Annotated in this window: 18 protein-coding genes; 15 read left to right on the top strand and 3 right to left on the bottom strand. The window is 56.1% G+C overall.

Annotated features, from left to right (window positions below):
• Nucleotides 1–5 precede the first annotated feature (5 nt).
• Nucleotides 6–326, bottom strand: a complete 321-nt coding sequence (locus AB5Y86_RS02165; RefSeq protein ID WP_005335659.1) for an SMR family transporter — start codon at nucleotides 324–326, stop codon at nucleotides 6–8.
• Entirely contained in the window at nucleotides 323–709 is a 387-nt protein-coding gene (locus AB5Y86_RS02160) for a multidrug efflux SMR transporter (RefSeq protein WP_021229559.1), read from the bottom strand. The genes AB5Y86_RS02165 and AB5Y86_RS02160 overlap by 4 nt, the downstream gene beginning before the upstream one ends.
• Nucleotides 710–867: 158 nt before the next feature.
• Between AB5Y86_RS02160 and AB5Y86_RS02155 the strand changes: the two genes are divergently transcribed.
• From AB5Y86_RS02155 to ppa, 3 genes are all read left to right on the top strand, one after another.
• Nucleotides 868–1,749, top strand: a complete 882-nt coding sequence (locus AB5Y86_RS02155) for a LysR family transcriptional regulator (RefSeq protein ID WP_106844389.1) — start codon at nucleotides 868–870, stop codon at nucleotides 1,747–1,749.
• 109 nt (nucleotides 1,750–1,858) lie between these two features.
• On the top strand, nucleotides 1,859–3,439 hold the full coding sequence (locus AB5Y86_RS02150; RefSeq protein ID WP_076492511.1) for a DUF3369 domain-containing protein: 1,581 nt from the start codon (nucleotides 1,859–1,861) through the stop codon (nucleotides 3,437–3,439).
• 216 nt (nucleotides 3,440–3,655) lie between these two features.
• Entirely contained in the window at nucleotides 3,656–4,186 is a 531-nt protein-coding gene (gene ppa / locus AB5Y86_RS02145) for an inorganic diphosphatase (protein ID WP_005335667.1), read from the top strand.
• Nucleotides 4,187–4,214: 28 nt separating this feature from the next.
• Here the strand turns inward: ppa and AB5Y86_RS02140 are convergent, their stop codons facing one another.
• Nucleotides 4,215–4,550 carry a hypothetical protein gene (locus tag AB5Y86_RS02140; RefSeq protein WP_159157627.1) on the bottom strand — a complete coding sequence of 112 codons (336 nt, stop codon included), beginning with the start codon at nucleotides 4,548–4,550 and terminating at the stop codon, nucleotides 4,215–4,217.
• A 139-nt stretch (nucleotides 4,551–4,689) separates the two neighbouring features.
• Here AB5Y86_RS02140 and AB5Y86_RS02135 point away from each other — a divergent pair, with 139 nt between their 5' ends.
• From AB5Y86_RS02135 to AB5Y86_RS02080, 12 genes are all read left to right on the top strand, one after another.
• Nucleotides 4,690–5,580 (top strand): hypothetical protein, encoded by an 891-nt coding sequence (locus tag AB5Y86_RS02135; protein ID WP_005335678.1) that lies wholly within the window; start codon nucleotides 4,690–4,692, stop codon nucleotides 5,578–5,580.
• A 220-nt stretch (nucleotides 5,581–5,800) separates the two neighbouring features.
• Nucleotides 5,801–6,343, top strand: coding sequence for a YtfJ family protein (locus tag AB5Y86_RS02130; RefSeq protein ID WP_005343253.1), 543 nt, complete (start codon nucleotides 5,801–5,803; stop codon nucleotides 6,341–6,343).
• 44 nt (nucleotides 6,344–6,387) lie between these two features.
• Complete coding sequence (locus AB5Y86_RS02125) at nucleotides 6,388–6,687, top strand: hypothetical protein (protein WP_323970188.1); 300 nt, start codon at nucleotides 6,388–6,390, stop codon at nucleotides 6,685–6,687.
• 31 nt (nucleotides 6,688–6,718) lie between these two features.
• A complete protein-coding gene (locus AB5Y86_RS02120; protein WP_368191944.1) occupies nucleotides 6,719–7,303 on the top strand; it encodes a DUF2796 domain-containing protein in 585 nt (194 codons plus the stop codon).
• Nucleotides 7,304–7,307: 4 nt separating this feature from the next.
• Nucleotides 7,308–7,997, top strand: coding sequence for an ABC transporter ATP-binding protein (locus AB5Y86_RS02115; RefSeq protein WP_368191942.1), 690 nt, complete (start codon nucleotides 7,308–7,310; stop codon nucleotides 7,995–7,997).
• The gene (locus tag AB5Y86_RS02110) at nucleotides 7,991–9,238 is read left to right on the top strand and encodes an ABC transporter permease (RefSeq protein ID WP_042052401.1); all 1,248 of its coding nucleotides are present in this window, start codon (nucleotides 7,991–7,993) and stop codon (nucleotides 9,236–9,238) included. Before AB5Y86_RS02115 ends, AB5Y86_RS02110 begins: the two co-directional genes overlap by 7 nt.
• Before the next feature lie 32 nt (nucleotides 9,239–9,270).
• Entirely contained in the window at nucleotides 9,271–9,744 is a 474-nt protein-coding gene (locus AB5Y86_RS02105) for a DUF3299 domain-containing protein (RefSeq protein WP_026034852.1), read from the top strand.
• Between the two features lie 104 nt (nucleotides 9,745–9,848).
• Nucleotides 9,849–10,709 carry a TIGR03899 family protein gene (locus tag AB5Y86_RS02100; protein ID WP_323927489.1) on the top strand — a complete coding sequence of 287 codons (861 nt, stop codon included), beginning with the start codon at nucleotides 9,849–9,851 and terminating at the stop codon, nucleotides 10,707–10,709.
• A gap of 276 nt (nucleotides 10,710–10,985) precedes the next feature.
• Nucleotides 10,986–12,623, top strand: a complete 1,638-nt coding sequence (locus AB5Y86_RS02095; protein WP_368191941.1) for a PAS domain-containing methyl-accepting chemotaxis protein — start codon at nucleotides 10,986–10,988, stop codon at nucleotides 12,621–12,623.
• 445 nt (nucleotides 12,624–13,068) lie between these two features.
• The gene (locus AB5Y86_RS02090; protein WP_159144340.1) at nucleotides 13,069–13,446 is read left to right on the top strand and encodes a hypothetical protein; all 378 of its coding nucleotides are present in this window, start codon (nucleotides 13,069–13,071) and stop codon (nucleotides 13,444–13,446) included.
• A gap of 89 nt (nucleotides 13,447–13,535) precedes the next feature.
• Nucleotides 13,536–14,207: a hypothetical protein gene (locus tag AB5Y86_RS02085; protein ID WP_368191939.1), complete on the top strand. Its 672-nt coding sequence runs from the start codon at nucleotides 13,536–13,538 to the stop codon at nucleotides 14,205–14,207.
• Between the two features lie 248 nt (nucleotides 14,208–14,455).
• Nucleotides 14,456–15,229: a hypothetical protein gene (locus tag AB5Y86_RS02080; RefSeq protein ID WP_368191937.1), complete on the top strand. Its 774-nt coding sequence runs from the start codon at nucleotides 14,456–14,458 to the stop codon at nucleotides 15,227–15,229.
• Nucleotides 15,230–15,248 lie beyond the last annotated feature (19 nt).

Here is a 15,248-nt window from a genome sequence, read left to right as displayed (position 1 = left end):
GGTTATCAGGCGGTAGTCAGCATAACGACAGCCAGCGCCATCACCATCATGCCAGCCCAGCCGATGGGCTTGAGCCGCTCACCGAAGAAGAGCAAACCGCCCAGCGCCGTACCGACGATGCCGATAGCCCCCCAGGTGGCGTAGGCAACAGCCAGGTCAATCTGGCCGCCACTTACCGCTTCCGAGAGCAGGGTAAAGGCGCCGAGTACCAGCATGATCCCCAGGAATCCCCACCCCTTGTAACGAAAACCCTTGGAGCGGTTGATGGCCATGTTGGCGCCGATATCGATCAGTGCGGCACCCAATACAATCACAAACGGACTCATGCTGTGGCCTCCGCGTCTACTGACTTGTCTGCAGGCTCATCATGGGTCTCCCCCATGGTCACCATAACAATCCCCACTATCGCGAGAGCCAGGCCAATCAGCTCCTGAACGGTCACATCGTAACCAAGGAACATGACCGACACTATGGTGATCAGGGTGATCCCGAGCCCCTCCCAGAGCGCAAACGCAATACCAATGGAGATTGTTTTGGCGGCTTTCGCCAGCAACCAGTACGAGAAGCCGATCAACAGCCACATCGGGATGTAATTCATCCAGCCAGCTCCCTGCTCGGGGATCATGGCCATGCTGGAGGTACCGGCGACCTCGGTCACGATGGCGCCGGTCAAAAACAGCCGGGCCAGAAACATACGACTTAATAACATATAAGATGCCTTTGTTGCTTCGACGGGAGAGATGGTAAACGGGGAGAAGCAACTCGCGACAATCGCTCAGCGTCGATTATTCCGACGCCACAGGTTTGCCTTGCATTGGTTCGGCACGCTAAGGTGATGGTGAAAAACTCCGCAACAGCCTGTAAAACATGAAGCTATATCAGATAGAACTCTTTGTAGAGTCAGCCAATAGCGGCTCTATTGCCAACACCGCCCGTCGCCTCGGCAAAAGCCGCAGCGCCGTCAGCACTGCCATCGCGGCGCTGGAAGTTGAGCTTGGCGTCGAACTTTTTGAACGAGGTGCCAATCAGAGTCGTCTGACCGAGATCGGCGAGCTGGTGCTTGATGATTGCACTCGCCTGCTGCAGGCAGCCAACAGCCTGCAGCAGAAGTGCAAACATTACGCCTCGGGGGCCGAAGTGGCGCTGCGGGTTGCCCGCGATGACGCCATTCCCGAGCCGGTGTGGCGCGAGATGCTGGCCAGCCTGCACAATCAGTTTCCCGGTACCAGTATCTCTCTGGTGCTCGCCTCCCCACCCGAACTGCCGGCGCTGGTGGAAGAGGGGTTCGTCGATGCCGCCTTTGGCCTTATTACCGAAGATCAGGAGCGCAGCGGCCTCAATATCGACGTGCTCAACCCGATCCGCACCCTGATGGTGGTGGCGCCCAGCCATCCGCTGGCCGGACTGAAGCGGGTCAAACAGCAGGATCTGACCGATCACACCCAGGTCACCCTCTCGTATGTAGATGAATTTTCGGTAAAAAGCCTGCTACCTGTGGGAGGCCAGCATATCGGCCTCTCCAGCTTCGAGTTGATGCGCAATGCGGTGCTGGACGGACTGGGCTGGGCGGTGCTCCCCTCGCCACTGATCCAGAGCCAGCTGCGGCAAGGCACCCTGCTGACCTTGAAACACAAGTTCAGCCTGCAGTGGCGGGATTACGGGGTCTATCTGGCGGAAAACGCCTATCACGGCAAGGTGTTGGCCTGGTTGAAGAAGTCGATCCAGGGGTATCTGGAACCTTTCGAGTAGCGATAAAGAGGCGGAGCCAGCTCACGATATCTACTTATCCTGATGATCCGAGAGGATGTGATCGTGCATACTGTTCACATACTCATTGAGCGCCGGAGGCGTAACCGATATGAGCAGTGCCCAAGACAAGGACGATATCTTGCTGGACGACGACATCATCGAACTCGATGATGAGGAGGTCGTGGTCCCCAAGGCACTCAACCCATGGCAAGTGCTGATCGTGGATGATGAGCCGGATATCCATCATGCCACCCGCCTGGCCCTCTCCAACATTCACTACAAATCCCGTCCGCTGGAGCTGCTCAATGCCTACAGCGGCGCCGAAGCTGGCCGCATGCTGGAGGCCAATCCCAGGATTGCGCTGATCCTGCTCGATGTGGTGATGGAGACCGAAGATGCAGGTCTGCGGCTGGTGCACCGGATCCGCAACGAAATGCACAACTCGCTGGTACGGATCGTGCTGCGTACCGGCCAACCCGGCCAAGCCCCCGAGCAGCGGGTGATCCTCGATTACGACATCAATGACTACAAGACCAAGACCGAACTGACGGTACAAAAGCTCTACACCACCGTCATCGCATCCCTGCGCTCATACGAAACCCTCAGTGCCATCGACAAGAGCCGTCAGGGGCTCGGCAAAATTCTGGAAGGGGCGGGCGATCTCTACCATCTTCATTCACTCAAGGAGTTTGCCTCCGGCGTGCTGAAACAGATCAGCGCCATTCTCGATGTGGGCACCGAAGGGGCTATCTGTGCCGAGCGCCGTCCCGGTGAACAGGGGCTGGAGATCCTCGCCGCCACCGGCGACTACGAGACTCTGCTGGATGATGGCAAGATCACCGACTTCCCCACCCTCAATGACTCGGTTCTGAAGGCACTGGCGGCGCGCAGCAACCGCTTTGAACACCCGCAGGACTCCCTCTATATCGCCGCCCAGAATGGTCGCGAGTTCGTGCTGAGTTTTACCCCGACCCAGCCCCTCGATCCCCTCGAGTGCGACCTGCTGGATGTCTTCTGTCAGCGCATCTCGGCGGCCTACGACAACCTCTATCTCTACAACCAGTTGCTACGCGCCCAGGAGGCCACCGTGGTGGCGCTGGCGGCGCTGGCGGAGTTTCGCGACTCCGATACCGGCGAGCATGTCTTGCGGGTGCAGAAGCTCTCGGATGCCATCGTGGCCGAATTGAAGCAGATGGCGGCCTATCCCGAGCAGTTGACCCCGGAGTTTGTCGAGATGATCGGCATGGCCTCCATCCTGCACGATGTGGGCAAGGTGGGCACCCCGGACCATATCCTGCACAAGCCCGGCCGTTTCGACCCGGAAGAGCGGGCCATCATGGAGCAGCACGCCGGTATCGGCGCCAATATCCTGCACAAGGCGGGCGAAATGGTGGAGGGAACCAGCTACCTCTCGCTGGGGGCAGAGATCGCCCGGGGCCACCACGAGCACTTCGATGGCAAGGGCTACCCGCAGCAGCTGACTGGCCAGCAGATCCCGCTGTCGGCGCGGATTGTGGCGGTGGTCGATGTGTTCGATGCCCTGCTCAGCAAGCGCCCCTACAAGGAGCCCTGGACGCTGGCGCAGACCATGGAGTATATCCAGTCCCGCTCCGGCACCCAGTTTGACCCTCATGTAGTGACAGCCCTATCGCGACTGGTCAACGAGTCGAGACTCCCCTACTCGCTCTGACCCCCTTTGCTCGCAATTCCACATGCCCTGCCGGTGACCAAGGTCAGCGGCAGGGCATCAAAACAGCCGTTTTGTTGCATCCCGCACACATCAAAGTGCCGCAAAGCGGAAACATCCCCCTTCTTTGTTAGCGATATCCGCTGAAATATGGTCATTTAACATCACATCGCTATAATATCGGCCTGCAAACCTGATACTAACAACGAAGGAATTATCATGAGCCTGAACCTGGTACCGGCCGGCAAGAGCCTGCCCGACGATATCTATGTCATCATCGAAATCCCGCAGAATGCCGACCCGATCAAATACGAAGTCGACAAGGACAGCGGTGCTATTTTCGTCGATCGCTTCATGTCTACCCCGATGTTCTATCCGTGTAACTACGGCTACGTGAACGCGACCCTCTCTCTGGATGGTGACCCCGTCGACGTACTGGTTCCGACCCCCTACCCGCTGCTGGCCGGTTCCGTCATTCGCTGCCGCCCGGTTGGCGTGCTGAAGATGACCGACGAATCTGGCGAAGATGCCAAGATCGTTGCCGTACCGCACTCCAAGCTGACCAAGCAGTACGACCACATCCAGGATGTGAACGATCTGCCGGAACTGCTGAAAGCCCAGATCCAGCACTTCTTCGAGCGCTACAAAGAGCTGGAAGCGGGCAAATGGGTCAAGGTGGAAGGTTGGGGCGACAAGGCCGCTGCCGAAGCCGAGATCAAAACCTCTGCCGAGCGTTACGCTGCCAAGTAAGCATCACTCGGTTTGTAAAAAAGGCGCCTTATGGCGCCTTTTTTGTCGGTGTTTGCGGCAGCTGACCGGCAGGATTGCCCTGAATGTATATTTCACGACCATCTTTCTGGTAGGGACGATAGTAATCACCGCCACAGCGATAGCCACCGCCCGGCTGGCTCATCAGCTCGCAGTTGACCGGTAACACCTCCAGCCACTTGATGGCCTGCTGGTAGCGCAGCCACTCCTGCCATTCGTGTTCGCGCGCCAGCTGGTCACGCAGAGCAAAGGTATCCGCAATGGACATCCCCTTGTTGACGATCACCTGACCCGCCATGGCTGGCAGGCTGAGCAGCCCAAACAGCACTATGATCCAAGGCTTCATAACCCCTCCAGAGTGACTTAATTTCACAATTAAATTAAAAGTCACATCAATCTGTTATCCAGATCACAAAACGAAACATCACCAAAGTGGTGCCGGCTCACCTAGTTGTTAATTATCGTCCACGGCAGGAAGCACCACCATGAAGCTGACCCCCGCGCTGTTGCTCAGCCTCACTCTCTGCACCACTCTTGGTGCTACAAGCAACGCCAGCGAAATCAACATGAGCTGGCAGTGGCAATCCACCGATGGCCAGCGCAAGCACTTCCAGCTGACCACCGACGATCAGGTGATGGCCGCCAGTCGCCACGAGATGAGCCTGCTGAAGGCCTCTCTCACCAATCCGCTGGAGACCCTCTACGCCTACATCAGCCCGCGGCTCTACAACAGCATCAACCTGATCAACCAGAGCAGCCCCGAGACCGCTACCAAATTTCGCAATCTGGAGCAGGCCTTCACCCTGCGGGACGACAGCATGGAGTCGCTGCTGTTCTGGCAAGCCTACCAGCAGTATCAGGAGGATGCCTTCTACCAGATGAGGGTGATACCCTGCGTCCATCCGGCCAATCGCAAACTGCCTTGCGTGCGACCCGATTACTCCCAGCTCTTCTACCACTTCAAGGGGCATCTCAAGCCGCTGGCGCAGCAGTTTGCCGCCAAGGATCTCGCCACCAGCGTCAGCCTGCTGCAGGAGTGGCTGAACGCCATCCCCACCCAGCCGGAGCAGCTGGATCACTTCGCGCCGCCGCTGCAGGCGTTGCAGGATAACAAGGCCGATAGCGACGAGAAGGCGCTGCTGATGGCCAGTCTGCTGGCGGAGCTGGCCCCGCAATATGTGCTCAGCATCATCTATCCGGATATCAGCATCGGCAGCGTCTCCCCTGCCTGGCTGGCCATTACGGCAGACAGTGGCGTACCCGGTGATGTGGTGGTGATCAACAATCAGCGCCATGTGCTGCTGACCGGCTCGTCCCTGCTGGCCCAGCAGATGACCATGGCCAAGATCCCCCTCATCAGCGAGTCGCTCTACTGACGCAGACAGCTCAGACCAGCAGCCAATTCATTGATTTTTATTGATGTCATGCCATCCTAGCCGCCCTTGCCAGCCAACCACCTGACTGGCGGGGCGCCGACGCTTCTGAATTGCGATCTTATTTAACACTTTTTAAACAGATCCGATCAGTTTAGGATGAAGCTCGCCCATTCCCTCAATCCGAAACTCGTTATAACATAACAAATGGAGTGTCATCAGGATGAAACATCTCGTACTTACTTTGGCGCTGCTGCCATCTCTGGTCTTTGCTCACAACTTCAAGGATGGCAACCCGGTGCCGCTGGTCAATGTCAGTGACAAGGGTGAGCTGGTACTGAACGGCAAGGATATCGGCTACCAGCCGTGGCAGAGCACCTCGCTCACCGGCAAGGTGTTCCTGATCCAGCATATTGCCGGTCGCTCCAGTGCCAAGGAGCTGAACGCCCCGATGATCGAGGCGATCAAGGCCGCCAAACTGCCGCAAGACAAGTACCAGACCGTTACCGTCATCAACAGCAATGACGCCATCTGGGGCACATCCGGCTTCGTGAAGAGCAGTGCCGAGGACAGCAAGAAAGAGTTCCCCTGGTCCGCCATGGTGCTGGATGCCAAGGGCATGGCGCGCAACGCCTGGGATCTGACGCCGGAAAGCTCGGCGATCATCCTGCTGGATAAAGAGGGCAAGGTGCTGTTTGCCAAAGATGGCCAGCTCGATGCCAACAACATTGCTACCGTGATGGGGCTCATCAAGTCCCATCTCTAAGTCAGAGAGAAAGGGCGCTGATGGCGCCCTTTCCATAAGGGTCTATGGGTCGTATCAAGCTGAAAATCTGGATCTTGCTGCTGGGCTGGTTATGGCTGCAGCCTGCCCTTGCCCGGCACCAGTTTGAATCTGCCCTGCCCGGCCACGACGACCATCACTGCCTGGTCTGCGCCCTCCATCTGGATGGCAAACAGGTCATCACCGCCACCCCCTATTGTTTCCCCGGTTCAACCTCTGTTCTGCCCGCAGTTGCAATCATGCAACGCTCGGCAGATACCGCCACGCTTCACAGCTATGCCATCCGTGCGCCGCCCGCCTCTGCTTTTCTCTATCCCTTTGTTTAATTTCGCTATTTGTTTTGAAAAAGGATTAAAGATGAAAGCAGTTACTCTGTTGCTGGCGGTAGCCACCTTTGGCGCACACGCAAATCACGACGAACACGAGAGCCACAGCCACGGCGCCCACGAGCATGGCCACGGCCACCTCAATCTGGTGGTCGATGGCGACCAATTGATGATCGAGCTGCAGGCACCCGCAGCCGATCTGGTGGGCTTCGAGCACGCCGCCAAGAGCGATGAAGAGAAGGCGCAGTATGCCAAGGCGGTCGCCCGCCTCCAGCAGCCTGACGCCCTGTTCCGCTTCGACCCGGCGGCGGGCTGCAAACTGACCCAGCAGGAGCTGCAAGCCGCCAAAGAAGAGCATGATCACGACCATGACCATGACCATGACAAGGCTGCCAGCGACAAACATGAAGATCACCATGATCATGACGAAGCGGGTCACGCCGATATGGGCGCCATGTACACCTACACCTGCGCCACACCGGCCAAACTGACCGGCCTTGAGGCGACCCTGTTCAGCGTCTATCCGAGCCTTGAGAAGCTGAGCGTGCAGGGGATCCTGCCCACCGGCCAGACCGCAGGCGAGCTGACCCCATCCGCCAACAAGCTGAGTTGGTAACGCCATGAAAAAAGCCGTGGTTGAGATCCGCGATCTGGCCTTTGCCTGGCCAGGTGGCGACGCTGTACTCGATCTGCCCGCCCTCACCATCCGCGAGGGTGAGCGGGTCTTTATCAAGGGCCCGTCGGGCTCCGGCAAATCGACCCTGCTCGGGTTGCTGGCCGGGATCCAGACCGCCAACCACGGCACCCTGGAGGTGCTGGGCCAACCATTGGCTCAGCTCTCTGGCCGTGCCCGTGACCACTTCCGGGCGGCCAATCTGGGTTATATCTTCCAGCAGTTCAATCTGCTGCCCTTTCTCTCGGTGCAGGACAACGTGACCGCAGCCCTCACCTTCTCGCCCGCCAAACGGGCCCGCCTGCAAGGGAGTCCGGAGCAGGAGGCGCGCCGTCTGCTGGCGGAGCTGCAACTGCCGGATGACGCAATGCATCGCCCCGTCCATGCCCTCAGCATCGGCCAGCAGCAGCGAGTTGCTGCCGCACGGGCGCTGATCGGCTCACCGCCACTGGTGATCGCCGACGAGCCCACCTCGGCCCTCGACACCGACAACCGGGCCGCCTTTATCAAGCTGTTGTTCGAGGAGTGCGACAAGCAGGGCTCGACCCTGATCTTCGTCAGTCACGACCCTTATCTCGAACCCCTGTTCCCGCGGGTCGAAAACCTGCAACAGCTCAACCGGAGGGCATCATGCTAAAGCTCGCCCTGCAAAGTCTCTGGGCCCGCCGCCTCACCGCCGGGCTCACCCTGCTGGCCGTCGCCATCAGCGTCACCCTGCTGCTCGGGGTGGAGCGGGTGCGCACCCAGGCCCGTGAAAGCTTCTCCAACACCGTCTCGGGAACCGATCTCATCGTCGGCGCCCGCTCCGGTCAGGTGAACCTGCTGCTCTACTCGGTGTTTCGCATCGGCAACCCCACCAACAACGTGGGGTGGGACTCCTATCAGGCCATCAAACAGAAACCGGGCGTCGCCTGGACCATCCCGCTTTCCCTTGGTGACTCCCACAAGGGATTTCGAGTGCTCGGCACCAATGGCGACTACTTCACTCACCTGAAGTACGGTCAGCAACAGTCGCTGCAACTGCGCGAAGGTCGGCCTTTCGACACGCCGTTTGAAGCGGTACTCGGCGCCCAGGTGGCCGAGAAGCTCGGCTATCACCTCGACCAATCCATCGTCATCGCCCACGGCGCTGGCAACACCTCGTTCAGCCAGCACGACAACCTGCCGTTCAAGGTGGTGGGTATTCTGGCGCCGACCGGCACGCCCATCGATCGCACAATCCATGTGCCGCTGGCGGGGATAGAGGCGATCCATCTTGGTTGGGACACCGGCCGTCACAGCAAAAACGTGACGCCGGAGCAGGCGCTGGCGCAGGATCTCACCCCGAAAACCATCACCGCCTTTATGGTGGGCTTGAGCAACCGGATCCTGGCGTTCCAGCTGCAACGCAGCGTCAACACCTATCCCAAAGAGCCGCTGATGGCGATCCTGCCGGGAGCCGCCCTGCAGGAGCTGTGGAGCCTGATGAGCGTGGCGGAAACCGCGCTGTCGGTGATCGCCGGTTTCGTGGTAGTCGCGGGCCTTATCGGTATGCTGACTACCCTGCTGGCAGGGCTTAACGAGCGGCGCCGGGAGCTCGCCATCTTGCGCTCCCTCGGTGCGGGCCCTGCCCACCTGTTCCTGCTGCTGGCGCTGGAGGCCATGGCGCTGACCACGGTCGGCATCGCCCTCGGGGTCGCCGTGCTCTATCTGGGGCAGGGGCTTGCCTCGCCCTGGCTGCTCAGCCACTATGGCCTGCAACTGAGTCTGGGGCTGCCGAGCGCCTACGAGTGGCAGTTGCTGGGGGTAGTGTGGCTGGCAGGCATGGTGATTGGCCTGCTCCCTGCTGCCCGCGCTTACCGCTACAGCCTGAGCGATGGCATGAGCATTCGCGTCTAGCGAGACGCCCAAAAATCGAAACAGAAGGACAGATGATGAAGTGGAAAATTGTGGCGCTGCTCGCCAGCCTGCTGGTGCTGCCCGCCCTGGCCGCCGATTACAAAACTATCGACTGGGATGTGCTCATCCCGGAAGGGGAAAAACTGCTGCCACCACCCCAGGTCAATCACGAAGATCCCATGTCGGTGCCGCAACCGGTGGGCGGAGTGAACAAGAAGCTGGACAACCAGGATGTGCGCATTCCGGGCTTCGTGGTGCCACTGGAGGGGGATGCCAAGAAGATCACCGCCTTCCTGCTGGTGCCCTACTTCGGCGCCTGCATCCATGTGCCGCCGCCCCCCACCAATCAGGTGATCTATGTGAGCTACCCCAAGGGTGCGCCGGTGGATGATCTGTGGGATGCCATCTGGGTGAAGGGCAAGATGCGCACGGTCAGCTCCAGTCACGAGATGGCCACCGCCTCCTATTCGATGGAAGCGGTCGAGGTGAGTGTCTACGAGGAGTAATCCTCCCGTTGCAAAAAAAGCGGCCTCCACGGAGGCCGCTTTGTTATCTTGGCATCCCGGTTGGAGTAACATTCAGCTCCAGAACCTGTGCGAATGGAGTCAGCATGGCAGACCTCCCCCCCCCGAAAAAAGAGAGTTCGATCCTGAGCAGCCAGGAGCAGACCCTGCGTCTGGCACGCAGTCGCGGTATCGACGGCATGCTCACCCGCAACAGCGACAGCACCTTTGAACAGCGCGCCACCTTTCGCCATCTGGCGGATCAGGCCGCTCGCCAGCGCAATCTGGAAGCCATCATGGTGATGGCCTCCCGCCACTGCGAAGAGACCGCGGCTGGCGGCGAGATGGACAGCGACTGGCTGACCCGCTTCCTGCAACTGGCGGAAGATATCAGCATGGTGCCGATGCAGCAGCTGTGGGGGCGGATCTTCGCGCTGGAAGTCGCCACGCCGGGCCGCTTCTCCATACGCGCGCTCGCCACCCTCAAAGAGATGACCCAGCGCGAGGCCCAGCTGTTTCAGCGCATCTGTTCACTGACTTGCCACTACACCGGCAGCGACGAGCAGCGACTGCTGCTGGGGCTGCACAAGGGGGCCACCCTGCTGAGTCGCGCCAAAGCAACGCGCCTTGGCCTTGGCAAATACCGACTGCCCTACAACGCCCTGCTGCAACTGTTTGAGCTGGGGCTGCTGCATCGCGCGGAGCTGGAGTCAGGCCCGTTGCCCGCCGATGGGGTCGAGCTGGAGTTCGGCAACCAGCGCTGGCGGCTGCAGTGCAAGCAGAACAACATCACCCTGCTCTACTACCGGCTCACCCCGGTGGGCAACGAGCTCGCCCAGCTGCTGCAAGAGTCGCCGCTGGAGGAGTACCTGCAGGATCTGAAAACCGTGCTGGTGCAGGGTATCCAGATTGAAGTGATGCAGCTCGTCAGCCCCCCCTCCTCACCCGCTCCCGACCCTCTCCCCTGATCTCTGGCGGGGCAGCGGATGCCCCGTCGGTTCATGGCTCCTTCGCATCAAGCTGCTGGCTCCAAGCTTATGGGCTTGTCCAGAATAGGTTGCAAATTGCAGATGCCACAGAGGCACACCCCGTCTGTTCCGTTGCATATTGCAAACAGCAACGGTCTTTTCCTGCCAAAACGACACTAATAACACATCAATCATTAGCTTTTGCCAGCTGGCCCGCCCTTTGCACATGTCTTGATGCAGATCAAAATTCAACCACCACAGCTCGGGAACAAGGCCATGAGAATCAATCAACCGGTTACCCAAAGAGAACGTCTCTATCCAGACCACCAGAGCCTCATCTCCACCACGGATCTGGAGAGCCGCATAACCTACGCCAACGAGGAGTTCTGCGATATTGCAGGCTTCTCGCTCGACGAGCTGAAGGGGGAACACCACAATCTGGTGCGCCATCCTGACATGCCGAAACAGGCCTTTGCCGATCTGTGGGGTCACATCAGGGATGGCAAGAGCTGGATGGGGCCGGTGAAAAATCGCTGCAAGAATGGCGATCACTACTGGGTCAGCGCCTTTGTCACCCCCATCAAGGATGCCAGCGGCCGGGTGGTGGAGTATCAGTCGGTGCGCACCGCCCCGAGCGAGGAGATCAAACAGCGGGCCGAGAAGGTCTATGCCGACCTTCGCAACAACAAGCTGCCGCTGGCGCTCAAGTTGCCCACCTTCTCCCATACCCTGGCCATCAACCTCTGTCTGCTGCTGAGCCTGCTCGCCATGTTTGCCCTGGGCTACAGCCACGATATGAACTGGCAACTGGCGCTGGCCGCCCTGCCGCTGGCAATAGCGGCCATCACCCTGAATGCCCTCTCCCGTCGCCTCGGCAAGCTCAACAAGATGGCCCGCAGCCGCTTTGACAACCCGCTGATGCAGCTGCTCTACACCAACAAGGTGGACAACATCGCCGCCATCGAACTCTCGATGGTGATGAATCAGGCCGAGTTCAACGCCGTGCTGGCCCGTACCCAGCAGACTTGCAGCAAGATCCTGCAGGCCGCCGAGGGGGATCTGCGCAACGCCGAATCCATCACCGACAACCTGCAACAGCAGCAGGCCGAAACCAATCAGGTAGCCACTGCCGTGACCGAGATGTCGGAATCCATTCGCGAGGTGTCACAAAGCTCGACTGACTCCTCCAGCCTGCTGGATGAAACGGCCGTGCTGTTCAAGAGCGGCAACAGTAGCGTGGCCGAAACCGTAGCGGCCGTGGCGGGTATGAACAGCGAACTTATCACCTCCAAGAGCGTGATCAGTGCGCTGGTCGGCCACTGCCGCGATATCGACGGCATCCTCGATGTGATCAACAACATCGCCAACCAGACCAACCTGCTGGCCCTCAACGCCGCCATCGAAGCGGCCCGGGCTGGCGAAGCGGGTCGCGGCTTCTCGGTAGTGGCCGACGAGATCCGCACCCTCGCCATCAAGACCCAATCCTCGACCAGCGAGATCCAGAAGATGATCACCGAGCTGCAAACCAGCTCGGGCGAGGCTGAACAGGCGATGGAGAAGGGCTGCCAACTTGCCGACAGTTGCCAGCAGAAGGCCACCGCGACCGGCAATATACTCCAGCAGATCAACAACATGTTGCAGCAGGTGGCTTCCGGCAGTAGCCAGATTGCCCAGGCGGTGCAGGAGCAGTCCCACGTTACCGCCGAGATCAACCGCAACGTGCTCAGCATCAAGACCCTGGCCGATGACTCCAGCGTCGGCAGCCAGCATGCCGTGCACGGCATCACCCAGCTGGTAAACCAGTTAAGCGATCTCGACCGGCTGGTACGCCAGTTCCAGAAAGGGGCTCCGGCAAGCCAGAGCCGCTACGAAGTGGCCACCACCCGCGCCGTACCGGTACGCCAAGCCAGATAAAGACAAGCAATCACCGCAGAAAAACCACATGGGCCCTTGGGCCCATGTGGTTTTTTAATGTCTGCCGACAAGAGGGCGGCACTCTCGCTTTCACCTTCCAATCTCACTCTGCGCGGATAGGCTGCTGCAGTGGTGCGGTGGTGCGGTGGTGTAGTTATATCACCGTCCGTTATTTATTAATTTATTGATCTTGCTCAGAAAAATTCCCGCTTGCGCTTTTCACCCCAGCCCCGTTCGGTAACATAGCCGCTTGGCAACCTCTCGCAGGAGTCAGCCATGAACCAAGTCAGTGCCAAATCGCAGGTAAAAGCAGCAAGCTGGAGGCTGAAATTCAGGGGCGGTAGCGTTGCTTGATGAAACGGATAAGCTCGTGATGGAGTCATATATCTCCTCGATATTTCAACATTCATGTTCTGATTGTTAATTAATAAGGAAGGATACAATAATGGCTATTAATAATGAAAAAGATTTAGGAAAAGCTCTTAACGAAGATCAAGATACCATTGAGATAGAAGGCAGCTTAAGAGATAAAGTAATAAAAATTAAAGCAACTGGTAAGGTTGCATGGGTTATTGCAATCGGAGCCATAGGAGTTGCTGTGGTTGCGATTCTTTACCCCGTACCAGAACCGGCAACTCAAGCAAGCGCAAAAGGTATCGCCGCATTAACAGGAGGAGCTGCCGTCGGGATCTTAGGTGCTGGAACAGCTATGAGCGCGATAGCTATCTCTGTTGCATCTGGAGGTGTCGCAGCGCTTAACAAACTCAGGAGTTATAAAATAATTAGCAATTCAGGTGACAAGCTCGTTCTAAAGAAAAGCTAAAAATAGTATCACTAGGCAGTAAATCACCATAGCTTTGCTTTGGAGTTATGCAACTAGTTTAATTACTCATCATCAGCAAGAATCATTTAATGCCAAAAAATAAAATTTCCAGCGATCCTGGATTTCACTATGACATATGGAAAGGGCCATCATTAGAATATGAAAAAAGCCATAAATCAATCTTTTATGTTGAAAACCATAATACTTCATGTGGGTATTCTGAACTTGCTATCGACTTTGGTATGGCCGCTGATGAATTAATTGAACAATACCGTATTTCAGGGATTGTAAATTGGATCGCACCAGTTGCTCACATATCGAGACAAGTAATTGAGCTACATTTAAAAGCATTAATGCATTCAATAAATACTTTTGACAAAAACTTTGATGCTGCACCTCTTAATAGCCATGATCTTGAAAAAATATGGTTAGCTTGCAGAGATTGGCTCATCAGTTATGGTTACAAAATTAATAATGATGCTCGCCTTGAAATGACAAACAATATTATTACTGCATATCATGAAATTGACCCTTCCGGAGACCTATTTCGTTTTGGCATATCTAGAAAAATCGCGTTCAATAAGCAGAAGAGCTATGACCGTGTAGGTATATTTTTAGAAAATTTTGAAAAGGAGTTCAAATCGGCACAATGCCTTCTTCGTCACTGGGAGGCAGTAGTATTTAGAGAGTGTGTCAAAATTGAAATGGGCTGGGAGAATGACCCATATTTTGATCCAGACAACTTCCCAAGAAACTCGTAATTCCCACATTGTTGCATCTAAAATTTTAATACTAAGGGGCGGTCACGTGGTTGTGGTAGGTTGGCTCAGAGCGTAGCGAAGCCCAACAGACGAGCATGAGCACCGCAACCAGAGTGGAATAAACACGGGTTGGAGCATTCGGTAAACAGATGTGCAGATACGTTTTGCGGTAAATGTTGGGCTTTACTTCGTTCAGCACCAACCTACGATTTTTAGCAAAATATACGAGATAATGGTTAAATTAAAATATGAGTCTGGATAGAAAGCTTATTGAGTTTCGGAAAAAGATAAAATCCCATCAAAGTATGGTGATAAACTCTATTACTGAAGAGCATTCAGTAAATATCTGTATATTTTGTGGCGAAATGCATAACTTGACTAAAGAGCATGTCATTCCACAATGGGTTTATGAACGCTGTACAAAAAGAACTTTTATCACAACAACCAATAGAAATGCGCAGACATATAATAAAACTACCGTTCCCGCATGCCCAGATTGCAACAATAGTATTCTTGGCGAATTAGAAAGATACCTTACTCATAAATTTAGTGAAATTGATCTGCGCTATGAATACTTCACGAATGATGAGTTAGATAAAATAATTCTATGGCTAGAAATTATTGAATACAAATTTCACATACTTGATCTTCGTAGAAATTTAAATAAAGTTCAAGGTGCGGACTATATTCCTTATATTGGTAAAATGCCTATCGCCATGTTTCAAGGCCCAATAAATCAGAGTCCATCAAAAGTATTTTCTAACCTCCGAAATGCTCTAAAAACACTTACAATTAAATCGAAATTACAAAAACATAACTCACTGTGTGTTTTGCGTACAAAAAATCCAGATTTTTATTTCTTCCATTCAACTAACAATTACATTTTTATAGAGTTAGCTCAGTACAACATCGCCTTTTTTTATTTCTATAAACAAAAGTTCGCAACTGCTGCAGAGGCGACTGCGCTAGCACAAGAGATCGTAAAAAAAGAGTATTCAGCAACAAACATAATAAATAATTAGTTTGGTAGCGCACACCGCT

The organism is Aeromonas sp. s8, from assembly GCF_040907785.1.
GTDB classification, from domain to species: domain Bacteria; phylum Pseudomonadota; class Gammaproteobacteria; order Enterobacterales; family Aeromonadaceae; genus Aeromonas; species Aeromonas veronii.
This window is presented reverse-complemented; position numbering and strand designations above follow the sequence as displayed.